Origin of the sequence: Bacillus paranthracis (assembly GCF_024296885.1) — a bacterium.
Taxonomy (GTDB): Bacteria; Bacillota; Bacilli; order Bacillales; family Bacillaceae_G; genus Bacillus_A; species Bacillus_A paranthracis.
This window is the reverse complement of record NZ_CP101135.1, coordinates 565,001-581,834: the sequence shown is the minus strand read 5'-3', so window position 1 is coordinate 581,834 and position 16,834 is coordinate 565,001. Positions and strand designations below refer to the sequence as shown.

11 protein-coding genes, 16 tRNA genes and 2 rRNA genes (1 of these 29 only partly in view) are annotated in these 16,834 nt (G+C 35.7%); all 29 read right to left on the bottom strand.

Going from position 1 to position 16,834, the window contains the following annotated elements; genetic code table 11:
- Positions 1 to 75 precede the first annotated feature (75 nt).
- A complete protein-coding gene (yhbH, locus tag NLJ82_RS02985; RefSeq protein WP_000503504.1) occupies positions 76 to 1,251 on the bottom strand; it encodes a sporulation protein YhbH in 1,176 nt (391 codons plus the stop codon).
- 447 nt (positions 1,252 to 1,698) lie between these two features.
- The gene (locus tag NLJ82_RS02980; RefSeq protein WP_000353279.1) at positions 1,699 to 3,594 is read right to left on the bottom strand and encodes a PrkA family serine protein kinase; all 1,896 of its coding nucleotides are present in this window, start codon (positions 3,592 to 3,594) and stop codon (positions 1,699 to 1,701) included.
- 393 nt (positions 3,595 to 3,987) lie between these two features.
- Positions 3,988 to 6,057: a sensor domain-containing protein gene (locus tag NLJ82_RS02975; RefSeq protein WP_000664307.1), complete on the bottom strand. Its 2,070-nt coding sequence runs from the start codon at positions 6,055 to 6,057 to the stop codon at positions 3,988 to 3,990.
- Between the two features lie 127 nt (positions 6,058 to 6,184).
- Positions 6,185 to 6,673: a tRNA (uridine(34)/cytosine(34)/5-carboxymethylaminomethyluridine(34)-2'-O)-methyltransferase TrmL gene (gene trmL, locus NLJ82_RS02970; RefSeq protein WP_000538147.1), complete on the bottom strand. Its 489-nt coding sequence runs from the start codon at positions 6,671 to 6,673 to the stop codon at positions 6,185 to 6,187.
- A 58-nt stretch (positions 6,674 to 6,731) separates the two neighbouring features.
- Positions 6,732 to 7,619 carry an amidase domain-containing protein gene (locus NLJ82_RS02965; protein WP_000260539.1) on the bottom strand — a complete coding sequence of 296 codons (888 nt, stop codon included), beginning with the start codon at positions 7,617 to 7,619 and terminating at the stop codon, positions 6,732 to 6,734.
- Between the two features lie 44 nt (positions 7,620 to 7,663).
- Positions 7,664 to 8,806 carry a tRNA epoxyqueuosine(34) reductase QueG gene (gene queG / locus NLJ82_RS02960; RefSeq protein WP_000345218.1) on the bottom strand — a complete coding sequence of 381 codons (1,143 nt, stop codon included), beginning with the start codon at positions 8,804 to 8,806 and terminating at the stop codon, positions 7,664 to 7,666.
- 249 nt (positions 8,807 to 9,055) lie between these two features.
- Positions 9,056 to 10,603, bottom strand: coding sequence for an IS200/IS605 family accessory protein TnpB-related protein (locus NLJ82_RS02955; RefSeq protein WP_000859069.1), 1,548 nt, complete (start codon positions 10,601 to 10,603; stop codon positions 9,056 to 9,058).
- A gap of 301 nt (positions 10,604 to 10,904) precedes the next feature.
- Positions 10,905 to 10,978 (bottom strand) — tRNA-Gly (locus NLJ82_RS02950).
- A gap of 114 nt (positions 10,979 to 11,092) precedes the next feature.
- The gene (locus NLJ82_RS02945) at positions 11,093 to 11,743 is read right to left on the bottom strand and encodes a DsbA family protein (protein ID WP_000841314.1); all 651 of its coding nucleotides are present in this window, start codon (positions 11,741 to 11,743) and stop codon (positions 11,093 to 11,095) included.
- A gap of 187 nt (positions 11,744 to 11,930) precedes the next feature.
- Entirely contained in the window at positions 11,931 to 12,707 is a 777-nt protein-coding gene (locus NLJ82_RS02940; RefSeq protein ID WP_000664704.1) for a transglycosylase domain-containing protein, read from the bottom strand.
- Positions 12,708 to 13,194: 487 nt separating this feature from the next.
- Positions 13,195 to 13,656 carry an NUDIX hydrolase gene (locus tag NLJ82_RS02935; RefSeq protein WP_000436092.1) on the bottom strand — a complete coding sequence of 154 codons (462 nt, stop codon included), beginning with the start codon at positions 13,654 to 13,656 and terminating at the stop codon, positions 13,195 to 13,197.
- Positions 13,657 to 13,776: 120 nt separating this feature from the next.
- Entirely contained in the window at positions 13,777 to 14,496 is a 720-nt protein-coding gene (locus NLJ82_RS02930; RefSeq protein ID WP_000532946.1) for a YebC/PmpR family DNA-binding transcriptional regulator, read from the bottom strand.
- A gap of 333 nt (positions 14,497 to 14,829) precedes the next feature.
- Positions 14,830 to 14,911 (bottom strand) — tRNA-Leu (locus NLJ82_RS02925).
- A gap of 10 nt (positions 14,912 to 14,921) precedes the next feature.
- Positions 14,922 to 14,992 (bottom strand) — tRNA-Cys (locus NLJ82_RS02920).
- A 14-nt stretch (positions 14,993 to 15,006) separates the two neighbouring features.
- Positions 15,007 to 15,081, bottom strand: a tRNA-Gly gene (locus tag NLJ82_RS02915).
- A gap of 5 nt (positions 15,082 to 15,086) precedes the next feature.
- Positions 15,087 to 15,161 (bottom strand) — tRNA-Gln (locus tag NLJ82_RS02910).
- A 63-nt stretch (positions 15,162 to 15,224) separates the two neighbouring features.
- Positions 15,225 to 15,300 (bottom strand) — tRNA-His (locus NLJ82_RS02905).
- Between the two features lie 19 nt (positions 15,301 to 15,319).
- Positions 15,320 to 15,393, bottom strand: a tRNA-Trp gene (locus tag NLJ82_RS02900).
- Between the two features lie 7 nt (positions 15,394 to 15,400).
- A tRNA-Tyr gene (locus NLJ82_RS02895) sits at positions 15,401 to 15,484 on the bottom strand.
- Between the two features lie 10 nt (positions 15,485 to 15,494).
- Positions 15,495 to 15,570 (bottom strand) — tRNA-Thr (locus NLJ82_RS02890).
- A gap of 18 nt (positions 15,571 to 15,588) precedes the next feature.
- Positions 15,589 to 15,664 (bottom strand) — tRNA-Phe (locus tag NLJ82_RS02885).
- Between the two features lie 9 nt (positions 15,665 to 15,673).
- Positions 15,674 to 15,749 (bottom strand) — tRNA-Asp (locus NLJ82_RS02880).
- A 3-nt stretch (positions 15,750 to 15,752) separates the two neighbouring features.
- Positions 15,753 to 15,829: transfer RNA gene (locus NLJ82_RS02875), tRNA-Met, on the bottom strand.
- Positions 15,830 to 15,853: 24 nt separating this feature from the next.
- Positions 15,854 to 15,929: transfer RNA gene (locus NLJ82_RS02870), tRNA-Val, on the bottom strand.
- A gap of 5 nt (positions 15,930 to 15,934) precedes the next feature.
- Positions 15,935 to 16,009: transfer RNA gene (locus NLJ82_RS02865), tRNA-Glu, on the bottom strand.
- A 17-nt stretch (positions 16,010 to 16,026) separates the two neighbouring features.
- Positions 16,027 to 16,118: transfer RNA gene (locus tag NLJ82_RS02860), tRNA-Ser, on the bottom strand.
- Between the two features lie 2 nt (positions 16,119 to 16,120).
- Positions 16,121 to 16,195, bottom strand: a tRNA-Asn gene (locus NLJ82_RS02855).
- Positions 16,196 to 16,203: 8 nt separating this feature from the next.
- Positions 16,204 to 16,319: ribosomal RNA gene (gene rrf, locus NLJ82_RS02850) — 5S ribosomal RNA — on the bottom strand.
- Between the two features lie 100 nt (positions 16,320 to 16,419).
- Positions 16,420 to 16,834, bottom strand: a 23S ribosomal RNA gene (locus NLJ82_RS02845); it runs 2,508 nt beyond the window's last position.

Here is a 16,834-nt window from a genome sequence, read left to right as displayed (position 1 = left end):
AATGATAATGATTTTCATTATCATTGTCAACTAAAAAAATAAAAAGTTTACAAAAAATAACCCCTCAAAAAGGGGTTATGCCATTTTCTCTCCTGATTCTTCTTTAAAGAAGCTCTTCATCGCATGAAATACGTCTGCTTTTTGCTTTAAAATATAATATCTGAAGTTTTCATCTTTAATATTTTTATAGGCTGACATGAGGGTACTGTGGCGGTTGTACTGATTCACTTCCCCATATCCAAACATATTACACTTCTTCATTAATTCTTCAACAAGTTTTACACATCTAGCATTATCTGATGTTAAATTATCACCGTCTGAAAAATGGAATGGATAAATATTATAGCGGTCTGGTGAGTATTTATTATCAATTAGCTCGAGTGCTTTTTTGTATACAGAAGAACAAATTGTTCCACCACTTTCTCCTTTTGAGAAAAACTCTTCTTCTGGAACTACTTTTGCCTCTGTATGATGGGCAATAAATTCAATATCTACTGTTTCATACTTTGTACGTAGAAATCTCGTCATCCAGAAAAAGAAGCTCCGTGCCATATATTTCTCCCATATTCCCATCGATCCACTCGTATCCATCATCGCTAATACAACAGCTTTTGAATCTGGCTTTAATACTTCATTCCAAGTACGGAACTTTAAATCTTCTTGATGAATTGGATGAAAAGATGCTTTACCACGCATCGCATTTCGTTTATATGCGGATATCATCGTTCTTTTCTTATCGATGTTGCCCCATAATCCCGTTTTTCTAATATCATTAAATTCAACATGTTCAATCTTGTTTTCATCCATTTCTTTTCTCTTTAAATTAGGTAATTCTAATTCTTTGAAAAATGCTTGCTCTAATTCCAAAATAGAGACTTCAGCTTCATAATAATCTTCTCCAGCCGCATCCCCTGCTCCTTGCCCTTTTCCTGGTCCTTTTTGCTTTTGACCACCTGATCCATCTCTCGCAACGACATCACCAACTTTGCTGTCACCATTTCCTTGCCCAACGTGTTTGTTTTTATCATAATTGTACCTAATCTTATATTCATCTAAAGAACGAATCGGTATTTTTACAACGTCCTTACCATTAGACATAACAATGCTTTCTTCTGTTACAAGATCGGGTAAATTATTCTTAATTGCCTCTTGTACTTTCTCTTGATGGCGTTGTTGGTCGTCATATCCTTTGCGATGGAGGGACCAGTTTTCCTGTGAAATCGTATAATTTGGTTGGTTTTCTTCACCCATTTCTTTCCCTCCTTACTGTAATTGTCTTCCTATATGAACAGCAAGCTAGAAATTTTGTTTTATACTGTACCAGCTAGAATGAAAGGTAACTGCCCATCGAAAATCATCCCATAAACATATATAACGTTTTTCATATAATACTCCGAGCATCCTAAACAAAATTTTGCCACTCACATACTAGAAAAGAATCATTCAGCCTTTGATAAGAAAGAAACACAATGCATAGTTGCACACATTTACACTTTGCAACATATTGTATTGTGTTGGCTTTTTTCGTATGAATGGTTGGTTACTCTATCATATGCATATTGTAAAAATAATTGACAATAAATTCATAAAATTGCATCTTAATTTATTACATTTGGACAAGGTATGACACTTTACACATATGACTGGATAATAAAACGCTGTCCCGCAAAATACAAGAGACAGCGTTTTGTTATCAAACTATCGGTTTAGCAGACTACCTACATAGCGTAATAATTCATTTGCTGAAGAAGAATTATAGCCGTGCTCATCAATTAAACGTGCAACAACATCATTAATTTTCTTCAGCTGATTTTCGTCTGGTGTTTTCGTTGATGTTGTAATTTTCACTATATCTTTTAAATCAGCAAATAGCTTCTTCTGAATCGCTTCACGAAGACGTTCGTGCGAATTATAGTCGAAGCGTTTTCCTTTACGTGCATAAGCAGAGATGCGAATTAATATTTCTTCCCGGAATGCTTTTTTAGCATTTTCTGAAATTCCAATTTGCTCCTCAATCGAGCGCATTAACTTTTCATCTGGGCTCATTTCTTCACCTGTTAACGGATCACGTAATTTCGACTTATTGCAGTACGCCTCAACGTTGTCTAAGTAATTATCCATAAGTGTCTTAGCGGATTCTTCATACGAATAAACAAACGCTTTTTGTACTTCTTTTTTAGCAATTTCATCATATTCTTTTCTTGCTAATGAAATGAAGTTCATATAGCGCTCTCGGTCTTCATTACTAATCGATGGATGCTGATCCAATCCATCTTTTAAAGATCTAAGCACATCTAGAGCATTAATAGATGGTACCTCTTTTCGAATAATTGTAGAAGAAATGCGGTTAATAACGTAACGAGGATCAATACCTTTCATACCTTCATCTTGATATTCGCGTTGCAACTCCTCTACATCAATCGCATTATAACCTTCTACCGTTTCTCCATCATACAAACGCATCTTTTTAATTAAATCAATATCTGGACGCTTCGGATCTTTTAAACGAGTTAAAATCGTAAACATTGCTGCAACCCGAAGTGTATGCGGTGCAATGTGCACATCGGACACGTCACTTTCACGAATCATTTTTTCATAAATATGTTCTTCTTCACTCACTCGTAAATTATATGGAACTGGCATTACAATAATTCTTGAGTGTAATGCTTCATTTTTCTTATTTGCTATGAAAGAGCGATACTCTGTTTCATTCGTATGCGCTACAATTAATTCATCTGCTGAAATAAGCGCAAATCTTCCCGCTTTAAAATTCCCTTCTTGTGTAAGCGATAATAAATGCCATAAGAACTTCTCGTCGCATTTTAACATCTCTTGGAATTCCATCATCCCACGGTTTGCCTTATTCAATTCTCCATCGAAGCGATACGCTCGTGGATCTGATTCTGAACCATATTCTGCAATTGTAGAAAAGTCCAAGCTACCTGTTAAATCTGCAATATCTTGTGATTTAGGATCAGAAGGGCTAAATGTACCAATACCAGTTCGGCGATCTTCAGAGAAGAAAATACGCTCCACAACTACATCTTCAATTCTCCCACCATATTCTTGCTCTAGGCGCATAACGTTGAGTGGTGATAAATTCCCTTCAATTCTTACTCCATACTCATCAAAGAAATCATCTCGTAAATGATGCGGAATTAAATGAAGTGGATCTTCATGCATTGGGCACCCTTTAATTGCAAAAATTGCTCCTCGATCTGTTCTTGAATATGTTTCTAATCCTCGTTTCAACATCGTAACTAATGTTGATTTACCTCCACTAACAGGACCCATTAATAATAAAATACGTTTTCTAACATCTAATCGTTTTGCAGACGGATGAAAATATTCCTCTACAAGACGTTCTAAAGCATCCTCTAACCCAAATAGCTGATTACTAAAGAAGTTATACTTTCTTCTACCATCAACTTCTTCAATTCCAGCATCTTTTATCATATTGTAAATGCGAGAGTGTGCTGTTTGAGCCACCCATGGTCTTTCCTTCACAAGCTCCAAATACTCCGCAAACGTACCTTCCCATTGTAAGCGTTCTTCTGCTTCTCGATGCTGTTCAATTTTTTTTAGAATATCCATTATAGCTCCTCCCCCATCTCCTTGTTCAATCGGATTATTATAAAAGGTATGCTAGGATGTCCTTAAACATTCTTTAAATCAAAATGAAATATACAGTAGTGTTATAAAATTCTCTCCAAAATTCAAAGAAAATTCTGTATAATATAGGTATTAAAGTTTTTACACCTCTATTCATTCTAAATAAATTCTTTTCTTCCAAGAACATTACATACATTTCGATTCATATTTCAGATTCGTAAACTGAAAAAATAGGAGGGATATTAGTATGAAATTATTATTAATTTTAGGTGTATCACTCACATTTCTTACAGCTATTTTTACATCTGGTTACAATGATAAACCCGGTACACATAAAAAGTGATGTGCTTCTTAGCACATCACTTTTTTTATCGATTATTTATAATACACATTTTCCACATCATATTTTGATAAAGGGCGGCTATAATAATAACCTTGTACAAACTTCACATTCTTTTCCTTCAAAAATTGTATTTGTTCCGCTTTTTCTACCCCTTCTGCAATTACATTCAATTCCAACGTATGAGCTAGATGAATAATTGCAGCCGTAATATTCGTATCGCGTTCATCTACATGTATACCTTCCATAAAAGAACGATCAATTTTCAAAGTATCAATTGGATACGTTTTTAAATAACTCAAAGATGAATACCCTGTACCAAAATCATCTAAATGAATCTTTAAATTTTGTTCTTTTAATTGTAGCAATACTCTTTTCGATATATCTTTATGTATAAGGGCTCCTTCTGTAACCTCTATCGCTAATAAATGAGCTGGTACATTGTACTTATGTAAAGCTCTTGTAATCATCTCTATTAATGTAATAGAGCGAAAATGCCTGGCTGAAATATTAACTGCAATTGGGACAACTTCATATCCTTTATTTAACCATTCGCGTATTTGTCGACACACTTCATTTACTACCCATTCATCAAGCTTAATAATAAATCCTGTTCTTTCTGCTAGCGGAATAAATTGATTGGGAGAGACAAATCCTAATTCTTTATTCTCCCACCTTATTAAAGCCTCCATACTAGCTATTTTTTTCGTTTCAATATTAATTTGCGGCTGATAATATAAGAAGAATTCATTTTTTTCTATAGCACGATGTAATTGATTTTCTATTATAAATCTTTGTTCACGCTCACAATCTAACCCACTGCAATAAAAATGATAATGCCCTTTTCCTTTTTCTTTTGCTTTTTCCAAAGCAGCATCAACTCTTTGGAATAATATCTTTTCATCTTCTCCATCTGTTGGAGCCATTACAATTCCGATTGAAGCACTTAAATACACGTCCTCTTCTTCGATTACAAAATGTTCACTAATCCTTTTCAGTATGTTTTTGGAAACTCCCTCTACACGTTCTTTCGTTATATTTTCTATTAACATAACAAATTGATCATCGTGTTCTCTAAATAAGTGTATACCGGGTATTTGAAAACTGCTTAAACATTCTGTAACTTTTTGTAACACTTTATCTCCTTCTTTATGACCAAACGTATCATTAATAAGGTGAAATTCATCTAAATCTATAAAGATAAACGCAAAAGCTACCTTCTCATTTAAAAAATCATTTAACTTATTTGTACATGAAATTCTATTCATTAATCCTGTTAGCTGATCATAATAAGCTAAATATTCCGTTCTCATTTCATTTAATATTTGCTTTGTAACATCCCTTGTAACAATATATACTCCAACAATTTCACCATTTACAATAATCGGGATAGTTCTCAAGGAAATATAGAGCTCGTACCCTTCTTTATGAACATATTTCTTTGAAACAATTTGCTTTGCCCTTCCTTGCATGGCTTCTTTAAATATAATTTGAAAATCTTTTTCATATTCTTTATTAATAAATTCAAAAATAAACTTATTATTTAATTCTTCAAATCGGTATCCAAATATTTCATACGTTGCTGGATTTGCATATGTAATTCTTCCTATAGAATCTATAGATATGATGGAGTCATTATTATATTCTAGTAATGACTTAAACAGCATTTGTTTTTCCTCTATCTCCATCTTCTCCTCTATTTGAGCTGTGATATCCCTTGTAATACAAATAATAAACTGACATACTCCTTCTTCATCAAATACAGGATTAAGTGAAGATTCATAATGTAAATTACCAGTTGGTAAACTAACTACATCACAAAAGGTATGTGCTTTCGCTTCGCTCGCTACTTTTGCATATTGCACTTGCAATATTTCCGCCGTATCTTCCGGTAATACTTCTGCAAAAGTTTTTCCATAACATTCTTCACTTAGCTTCGCATAATCCATACCTAACTTATTTACATAAATATATGTAAATGTTTCATCATCAATAACTTTAACAATAAATACTAAATCTTGAATAGCATGTAATAATCCTCTTCTTATTAAATCCATATCTATCATACTTAAAAAGGTATTTTGATTACTATATTGTTCCTTCATATTTATCTCAACCCGTCTGATCTATTTTTATTCATATATCCCATTTTATATGAATATGTATCCTTTTTTAAATGTATGATTACATATTATTTTTATTTTTAGAAAAAAAGTCGCCATATGGCGACTTTTAATAAACAATTTCTAAATCTAATCCTGGATAATTTTGTTGACGGAATGCTTCATAAATTAAAATAGCTGCTGTATTAGATAAATTTAATGAACGCACTTTATCAGTCATTGGAATACGTAAACAATGATCGAAATTTTCTTCGATTACATTAGCTGGTAAGCCGTTCGTTTCTCTTCCAAATACAAAATAGTAATCCTTCTCACGTTTGCTATAATCAAACGCTGTATGAGCTTTCTCGCCATACTTTGTTAAATAGAAGAATTCACCGTCTTTATTTTTCTCATAAAACTCTTCAATTGAATCATAATACGTAATTTTCACGTGCTGCCAATAATCTAATCCTGCACGCTTTAACATTTTATCATCCGTTGAAAATCCAAGCGGTCTAATCAAATGTAATTCTGTTCCAGTTGCTGCACAAGTACGAGCAATATTCCCTGTATTTGCTGGAATTTCTGGTTGATATAAAACAACATGTACTCCCACGCGATATTCACCTCTGTTTTTTGTCTACTACGTATTATACCACTTGAGCGAAAAATCTCTACCCATTAATAATATGAAAGAATTTATATTTCATTTGTGGTGTATATTTACTAGAATCTTCATAGTTCCAATAACGCCGACGGCTATTCGCTGAATGTGCATTTACAAGTGGCATACCATCTGCGTCTTTTGCTACTACAATCGTCGTATGGTTCCACCTACCATCATCCTCGAAATCATAAGCGATGACATCACCAAGAATAAGGTCCTCTGGCCTTTCTACAGCTTCAGCTCGAAGTCCTGATGTAGCACCTGACAAATACCAATAAAAAGAGTGTGCAACAGCCCAGCTCCAACTCCACTGATTCTCCCTTTGCCACCATCCTTTACGAATATTAGGATATCCATTCATTGGTACTTCTCCAGTATGAAGACATTGAGAAATAAAATTCGTACAATTATCAGGGAAATTACGATATGCAGGGTTTCGATCATCCCACCAACGCTCTGCATATTTAACTGCCTCTAAACGGTTGTACTGATAGGAACCGTACTTCTCTTTTGTAACTTCCCTTTCTAATGTCTCACTCATTCCAACTGCTTCTGGCACTTCAATAGCATAATCACCTATTATCCGGCTATTATTTAAACAAACTCTTCGTTTTAATTGTTCCTCTTCAATATAAAATAATTCTTTATGCTTAATTAAATATTTAAAATGTATTTGATAATCAATTTCTTGATGATTGCTATTATTTAATTGCCTCATAAAAGAAACATCCGCAGTTGCTTTTACTATCTCTGCATTACGCTTTTGAAATAATTGTTTCTTTCTCTTTGCTATTTGTAATAAATCTTCAGCAATACCATCTACATTTGTTCGTTTCTCTGTTATATATGCTAAAAAGTGTTGGACTTGCTTTTCAATATTTATTTTTACAACCATTTCGTCTCCCTCCCATATTACAATATGAAAAAGGGAGATATTATCTACTCTTTTTTCTGCGCTAACAGTTCAAGTCCGCGATTCATTTCATGAAGAACCTCTTCGTCTTTCTCACGTTGCATCGCTTTTTCAATAGCTTCGCCCACACCGTCTCCACCAATTTTCCCAAGCGCCCACGCTGCCGTCCCGCGAAGCACTGGTCTTGGATCATCTTTCATAACACCTATTAAATCTGGAATTGCTGATGCTTCTTTAAAATGTGCAAGTGCCAAAATCGCATTTCGTTGCAACGGTTTTTTACCTCTCCATGAACCAGACATAATTCCATATTTCTCTTTAAAATCACGATTGCTAATTGTTAAAAGCGGTGTTAATAACGGTTTAACTAACTCAGGATCTGGTTCCATCTCAGGGTGATTATGAAAATCCATTCCTTTATTTTTCGGACAAACTGTCTGACACGTATCACATCCATAAATACGATTACCTATTTTGTCGCGATACTCTTCTGGTAGGAATCCTTTCGTCTGTGTTAAAAATGCTATACACTTCTTCGAATCTAACTGTCCTCCTTGTATTAAAGCACCTGTAGGACAAATATCAATACACTTTGTACAGCTCCCGCATTGATCTTCTATCGGCTGATCTGGTGGGAATGGAACGTTTGTAATCATTTCTCCTAAATATACATACGAACCAAATTCAGGTGTAATAATAGAGCAGTTCTTACCGCTCCATCCAATACCAGCACGCTCTGAAACAGCTCGATCACTTAATTCACCCGTATCAACCATTGACTTAACTTCTATATCGGGAAGTTTTTCGATTAAATATGCTTCTAATTTCTGCAAACGATCTCGTAAAACGAGATGATAATCTTGTCCCCAAGAAGCACGACAAAAAATCCCGCGGCGTTCTCCACGCTTACTTAATGGTGCATTTTTTAATTTTGAAGGATACGCTAATGCAATCGCAATAATTGATTTTGCACCAGGTAATAGAAGCTGTGGGTTCGTTCTCTTTTCTATATCAGGCTCTTCAAATCCAGATTGATAATTTAATTGTTGCTGCTGGATTAAGCGCTGCTTTAATTCCTCAAATGGTGAAGCACTAGCAAAGCCTATTTTATCTATACCAATTGTTTTACTATACGCAATTACATCTTGCTTTAATTGTTCAAAATCCATTCCTAATCGCCTGGTTTGAAATTCTTATAAAAATCTATAAATTGTTGGCGAACCAAGTCAAATGCCAACTACCGAAAAGGAATCTCACCTTTTTCCTGTCCGTAAGGGTTGTGACCTTTTCATCCACCTATTGTGAAAGAATGACGGCAGGTTCCTGTTAGGAACGATCTGTCCTTGCATACTACCATTCATCCAAGTCAGTAGTATGCAAGAGGTTATAAGAAATAAACCAGTCCCCCCCCTTCTCATTTAAATTTTAAATACGAATTGTTGATTGTTCATATAAACAGTTTTGTGAAGAATGCTCCACAATTTCCAATTATGATATTCTTTCCACGTTTGAATTGTTTGTAACCATTTTTTATATACTTTTTGCGTATTCTTTTTACTTTCTTCCATGGAAGCAACAAGAATACGCAGTTTTGTTGTAATTTGGTTTTTTAATAATAATATAATTTCTTGTGGTAATTGTTCTTGCAATTCTAATCCACGTCTTGCGATCGTGAATGCGGCTGCTTCATGAACGCTAATACCGAAATTTTTACTATATTTTAATTTTCCGATCACACTTGTATAAGCGGGGTTTACTGTTTTAACAGAAAATCCGTTACGAAGAGCCATACGAATTAAACTGTTCAACATCTTTTTATACGTAAATTGATAGAAATTACGATTACTGTATTTATCAGTATCATGAGATTGTTGAAACTTTAAATCTTCTAAAACAATTCCACCTACATTGTTTTCCAATAACCATGTTTTAATTTGTTGTACGATTTGTCCAATTATCGTTGCGCGTTTGTTTGTTGAAAATGTATTCAGATTGTGTAGATAAAAAATTTTTGAACCTTTAAAATTACCTTGTTTTGTACATAAACTAACTGCAATGCGGTCCGGATTTACATCAATTCCTGCAATTACATCTGATTGTGGTGTTTCCTTGAAATCTAGTACACGACCTATTTCTGTTTCATCAAACGTAATATTTACATAAAATTCATTTTGTTTACGAATGATTTCTACACTATATTTTTGATGCTCTATAATCGGTTTTCCTTTTGAATTTACACCGATTTGCTTTCCCATAACGACATTTGTAATTTGATGATAAAAACGATATGGAATCATAATCGGAACTTTGATTCGGGGGCTCTTTGTTTTTCCATTTGTTCGTCCTAATGGATTTGCAATTTCTAACCATCCTTGCCCACAATCATCAACTGTAATGCGCATGTTCAAATTCCCTTTTTTACTTTTATCTCCGCGAGAATATAATTGCCTTGTACGTAAATCTTTCCATTCTTGATTGGATATCTTGTTTTTCATTCTTTCATAGAAATTTTTCCGCCCACCAAAAATAATAGGAGGTAATGTTTTATTTTTAATATGTTTTGCATACGTTTCAATTCTTTGTTCTAATTTTTGTTTTCGTTTTCTTAAACCAATTAAACAAGTTTCTAATGAAACTTGTTTAGGTCTTTTTTTGCCGCGTTCATAATCATCTATTTTTTGTAACGTCTTTTCTAACTTTTTTTGATTGTTTTCTAGGTAAACAGGAAGAAGTTCTTTTTGAGAGAAAAGGATCGTTTGCACTTGTAAAATTGCATCTTCACAAAAACGTTTATTTAATAAATATTTAGGTTGTAGTTTTTTTATCAATTCTTTCTCATTTTCGCCCTCAATCAAACGATTAAAACTATATCGTTTTGCACTTTCGAACGTACGGATCAAAGTAATTAAAGCTTCCGTTTGTTCTTTTGTAATAGAATTGATTTTACAAGTACGTGTTGTTTTCATCCTTTTCCCCCTTTTCATCACCTGAAAATATTATAGGTTGAATTCTGTAAAATATAAAACCTGTAATTGTAAATTTTTATAGTTTTTTATAGATTCTTATTTACTGTTATTTCCTCCTCAGATGAATCCATCCTTTATGTAACGATCTATTAGTTAGCAATTCACTTTTGGAATACTATTCTTTACTTCTATTTTCGCATACAATGATGTTTTTAAAACATTAAAAAACGCAATGCCTCGTTTATCTCGGAAACGAAACACTGCGTTGATCACAATTTATAGAAAAACATTTAATAAAATTTGGAGCGGGTGAAGAGAATCGAACTCTCGACCAGAGCTTGGAAGGCTCTTGTTTTACCACTAAACTACACCCGCAAATATGAAATACATATAAGATATTAGAATAACTTATGTAAAGTAGTATAGCATGTACAAAAAGCGGAAGCAAGAATTTTATCGAAAAAAGTCGAAAAAGTGATGAGATACTCATCACTTTTTCAATTCTTTATCAATGGCTTTCTTCATACTGTCGAAATCAGGGTTTGCAAGATTCCCGTTTACATATACTGAAGGAGCACCTTGAACTTTTAATTTTTGGGCACGATCTGAATCTTTACGTACTTTTTCTTTTATTTCTTTACTGTGTAAATCTTTCTTAAATTGATCTACATCAACTTTCGGAAGCTTCTCTTTCACAATGTTAAGAAGTAATTCTTCTGTAATCCATTCTTCGGTATCTTTCTTTTGACTTTGATAAATCTCATCATAGAAAGTCCAGAATGAATCTTTATCTTGTTTATAAATTGCTTCACCAGCTGCTGCACCTAAATCAGAGTCTTTCCCAATAAACGGAAAATTAATAAAGTATAACTGCACTTTACCTTTATCAATATACTCTTCTTTTAATCGTGGCAATACTGTTACATCCCAAGTACGACAAGCGGGACATTTGAAGTCTCCAAATTCAACTACCTTAACCGGAGCATCATCTTTCCCTAAAGATTGTTGTGTGGAATAAGCAAACATCTCATTCCCTTTATCTTTTTTGTCATTTATGATGCTATACGCAATCGTTCCGATTACAATCAATACTGCAATAGAAAAAACTATACCAAGGGCCATGAGTTTATTTGATTTCATATACATTCCTCTTTAAATTCATATTCTGTATACAGCATTGTACACAATACACATAATATCAACACTTATATACATCACGCAATGAACACGCTCACATAAATTACAAAAACACAATAATTGTGACGATATTGTGTCACAATTTGTCACAATTTATTCAAAAAAAGAAGCTCCTATGTAGGAACTTCCTTTAGCTTACTGCTTTTTCACGAGCACTATTTAACATTGACTGCTCTGTTTTTATATCATGCCGAATTACTAACTTCTCACTAACTGCTTGCACATACTCATCATGATTGATATAGCCTTCTTTCTCCATCAATCTCAAAACGACATTTCGTCTCTCTACGGCCTTATCATAATTTTGTGCAGGTGAGTAATAAGCAGGTGCCTTTACTACAGCAGCCATCATTGCACTTTCAGCCAACGTTAATTGGCTTACCTTTTTACCGAAGTATAGGTTTGCTGCTTTTTCAATTCCCCATGCTCCTTCTCCGTAATAAATATTGCTTACATACAATTTTAAAATTTCATCCTTCGTAAATGTACGTTCAATTTTTTTCGTATAGAAAATCTCTTTCCACTTACGAGAAAATGTACGTTCATTCGTTAAAAAAGCATTTTTAGATAACTGCTGTGTAATTGTGCTTCCGCCTTGCACAACACCACCAGCTTTTATATTTTCAACAGACGCTCTGACAATCGCTATATAATCTAAACCGTTATGATGATAAAACCTTTTATCTTCTGTCGCAATAAATGCATGTGTCAATGATTCTGGTACCTCTAACTTAGCCGGTACATGTAATTTACTAATATCACTTTTCTCAATCATTACATTTCCAATGAATAATAACGTAAAACTTAACAATAATAATAAAATAATGGCTTTATAAAAAAACTTAGTCATTGGATTTAATGCAACTTTTTGATGATAGTTCACCCTAGATAATACTCGTTCTTTCATCTTAAACACCTCTTTTCCACATAGCGTATAACTCTTACTTTAAGAATACCTTGTTGTAAAAAAATATCCCATCGATTTCTCTTACACGTACCTTACATCATTGTAAGGTATAAATTGAAACTTTCATCAGACCCCCACCAATCTGGCTGCCCGGCAAATAGCGGGATAAAAAAGTATTGTATCACAGTCCTTTTTTATCTACTATTCATCTGAAATATTGAATATAGATTATGCTAAATCAATAGCAGATTAGATCTTAAGGCTATTATACTTTCTCTATTAAAGCGCCCTATTTTCATTATATCATCTACCAATATATATACTTTTGAGTATCTAGTAATCTAAATGTACATAATATATCATATATTATACAGAACAAATGTTCTTTAAATCAATACTAACGCTATTATTATTTTGACCTTTTTCTTAAACAGTATACAAAAAAGAGTAGTGATTTGACTGTATCTCAAATCGGCTACTCTTTTCTTTACAATCTTCCTATTAAGTTATACGGCTGCACTTCCCACGTTTCATACGGAATGAAATGGGTTGCTCTCATCGCATCAAGCGTTCTGGATTTCATATGAGGACGCGTTATATACTCATTTATGTTCTCTTCGTTTAAAGCTACAAATTTAGCCTCTTGTATTTCTTCATGTTGAATTTTTATTTCACCGCTTACATATGCTACTTTAAAAACGACAGCTAAAATGTTCATGGAAGCATTATAATAAACTCCTGTAACTCCAAGCGGCTTCACAGTTAAACCCGTCTCCTCAAGCATTTCCCTACAAACAGCTTGATCGAGTGCTTCCCCTTCTTCTACCTGTCCTCCTGGTAACTCCCACGTATCAGCTCGCCAGTGTACCTTTGCTAATAACACTTCATCTTTTTCATTTGTTAAATAGCCTGCTACAGCAACGATATGTTTTGGTGTTTTTTGTTCCAGGTTAAGCCTCCTAGTAATAATGAATATTTCATATATCCCTATAAGCATATTCCCTGTTTACAATAAAATACCTTTATTAAAAAGCCCCTATTCGTTAAACGAACAGGGGCTTTTATCGTATTATTCTCCTAAGTCTACGTTGTGATAAACTTGTTGTACATCTTCTAAATCTTCTAATGCATCAACCATTTTTTCAAATTGTGCTTGTGCATCTTCAGGAAGTGTTACATCGTTTTGTGCAAGCATTGTTAATTCGGCAACTGTAAATTCTTCAACACCCGCATCTTTAAGAGCAGATTGTACTGCATGGAATTGATCTGGTTCAGCATACACGATAACAGCATCTTCTTCTTCAAGGATGTCACGTGCATCTACATCTGCTTCCATTAAAATCTCAAGAACTTCATCTGATGTTTTCCCTTCAAGGCCGATAACAGCTGTTGCATCAAACATGTAAGCTACAGAACCGTTTACACCCATGTTACCACCGTTTTTGCTAAATGCAGCTCGTACATCTGCTGCAGTACGGTTTACGTTGTTTGTAAGTGTATCTACAATTACCATAGCTCCATTTGGTCCGAATCCTTCATAACGAAGCTCGTCATAATTTTCTTCTGAACCACCTTTTGCTTTTTCAACTGCACGATCGATAATTGTTCTTGGAACATTGTATGTTTTCGCACGTTCTAATACAACTCTAAGCGCTTGGTTTGATTCCGGATCTGGCTCGCCTTGTTTTGCCGCTACATAAATTTCACGTCCAAATTTCGCGTATATACGGCTAGTATTTGCATCTTTTGATGCTTTTTTATCTTTAATATTATTCCATTTACGACCCATACTTTCCACTCTCTTTCCCGTTTTAAATCTACATAAAAATATTAATATGAAATATCATGTGTGTTCAACACATTTTTAAAAGAAATATAAAAAGTTCATTTTTGATTCATATTACAGACATAATATAAATTACTATCATTTTGTTCTTTCGACAAGTTATATTATACATGAATTCCTACATTTATTACGAATTTTAGAAGCACATAACATAATTTAGCAAAAAAAATCCTACCATTTCACCAACACACTATTTATGCTTATTTTGTAGTGTGATGAAAATATAAAAAGACTCTACACATTTGGTGTAGAGTCTTTTTATTACGCCGTTCGTGATACCGATGGTCGGGGTCGAACCGACACTCCCGAAGGAACACGATTTTGAGTCGTGCGCGTCTGCCAATTCCGCCACATCGGCACAAAAGAAAAGGCGGCAACCGGATTTGAACCGGTGATAAAGGTTTTGCAGACCTCTGCCTTACCACTTGGCTATGCCGCCATATAAAATTTTTCTGGAGCGGAAGACGGGATTCGAACCCGCGACCCCAACCTTGGCAAGGTTGTATTCTACCACTGAACTACTTCCGCAAAAATGGCTGGGCTAGCTGGATTCGAACCAGCGCATGACGGAGTCAAAGTCCGTTGCCTTACCGCTTGGCTATAGCCCATCGAATTCTTACTTAATTATATGTAAGTATCCATTAGATTATTTATAATTTTTAAAATAAAAATGGGGCGACTGATGGGAATCGAACCCACGAATGCCGGAGCCACAATCCGGTGCGTTAACCACTTCGCCACAACCGCCATGTTGTGTAAATATATTTGGCAGGGGCAGTAGGAATCGAACCCACACTGGAGGTTTTGGAGACCTCAGTTCTACCTTTAAACTATGCCCCTATGTAAATGGTGGAGGGGGGCAGATTCGAACTGCCGAACCCGAAGGAGCGGATTTACAGTCCGCCGCGTTTAGCCACTTCGCTACCCCTCCGAAACTTACATGGTGCCGGCTAGAGGACTTGAACCCCCAACCTACTGATTACAAGTCAGTTGCTCTACCAATTGAGCTAAGCCGGCGTATTTTATTAAAGTAAATGGTGGCTCGGGACGGAATCGAACCGCCGACACGAGGATTTTCAGTCCTCTGCTCTACCGACTGAGCTACCGAGCCTTATTAAAATGGCGGTCCCGACCGGGGTCGAACCGGCGATCTCCTGCGTGACAGGCAGGCATGTTAACCACTACACCACGGGACCATTTGGTTGCGGGGACAGGATTTGAACCTGCGACCTTCGGGTTATGAGCCCGACGAGCTACCGTGCTGCTCCACCCCGCGATAATATTATTCATATAGTTTATATGGTGGAGGATGACGGGATCGAACCGCCGACCCCCTGCTTGTAAGGCAGGTGCTCTCCCAGCTGAGCTAATCCTCCAAAAGTGGTGACCCGTACGGGATTCGAACCCGTGTTACCGCCGTGAAAGGGCGGTGTCTTAACCACTTGACCAACGGGCCAAATATTATAAATCCTATGGCGGAGAGCAAGGGATTCGAACCCTTGATACGCTTGTGACGTATACACGATTTCCAATCGTGCTCCTTCGGCCAACTCGGACAGCTCTCCAATGGCTCCGCAGGTAGGAATCGAACCTACGACCGATCGGTTAACAGCCGATAGCTCTACCGCTGAGCTACTGCGGAATAATATTGCCTGGCAACGTCCTACTCTCACAGGGACAAGGTCCCAACTACCATCGGCGCTAGAGAGCTTAACTTCCGTGTTCGGTATGGGAACGGGTGTGACCTCTCTGCCATCATTACCAGACATTATTCTTTTGAGACAATCATTATTATAACTTATTTTCTTTAAAAGTCAACAAGTTTTTTATGTTCTCTCAAAACTAGATAACATTGCTACATATTATATGGTTAAGTCCTCGATCTATTAGTATTCGTCAGCTCCACATGTCACCATGCTTCCACCTCGAACCTATCAACCTGATCATCTTTCAGGGATCTTACTAGCTTACGCTATGGGAAATCTCATCTTGAGGGGGGCTTCATGCTTAGATGCTTTCAGCACTTATCCCTTCCGCACATAGCTACCCAGCTATGCCCTTGGCAGAACAACTGGTACACCAGCGGTGCGTCCATCCCGGTCCTCTCGTACTAAGGACAGCTCCTCTCAAATTTCCTACGCCCACGACGGATAGGGACCGAACTGTCTCACGACGTTCTGAACCCAGCTCGCGTACCGCTTTAATGGGCGAACAGCCCAACCCTTGGGACCGACTACAGCCCCAGGATGCGATGAGCCGACATCGAGGTGCCAAACCTCCC